This window comes from Rhizobium ecuadorense (assembly GCF_001187535.1).
GTDB lineage: Bacteria > Pseudomonadota > Alphaproteobacteria > Rhizobiales > Rhizobiaceae > Rhizobium > Rhizobium ecuadorense.
Map to the genome: position 1 here is coordinate 1 of NZ_LFIO01001488.1, position 324 is coordinate 324.

Below are 324 nucleotides of genomic sequence, written 5' to 3' on the forward strand. Positions count from 1 at the left end.
TCCTTCGTGTTTAAGGCGCCGACCCGCCCCTCTCAGTTGGTCTCCAAATTGAAGCCGATCGGCAAAAATCAATCGGGCAAGGGAATGTGCTCATCCCTGTCGTCAACCGGGAGATCGAAACGCCCCTTCCCCCAGTTCTGGGCGCGCCACTCGGCCTTGGCCTCTTCGATACGCTCCTTGGAAGAAGCGACGAAGTTCCACCAGATGTGGCGTGGTCCTGAAAGTGTGGCTCCGCCAAGTGCCATCAGCCTTGCACCTTGGCCCCCGGCGGTGACCGTGATCCTGTCACCGGGACGGAACACCATCATCTGCGGTGCTTCGAAG

The 324-nt window shown here is 59.9% G+C and carries 1 protein-coding gene; it reads right to left on the bottom strand.

Annotated elements, in window-relative coordinates; all coding sequences use genetic code 11:
- Window positions 1-68 precede the first annotated feature (68 nt).
- The coding region (locus AF337_RS31100; protein ID WP_280138878.1) for a pirin-like C-terminal cupin domain-containing protein at window positions 69-324 on the bottom strand (256 nt) is incomplete at its 5' end.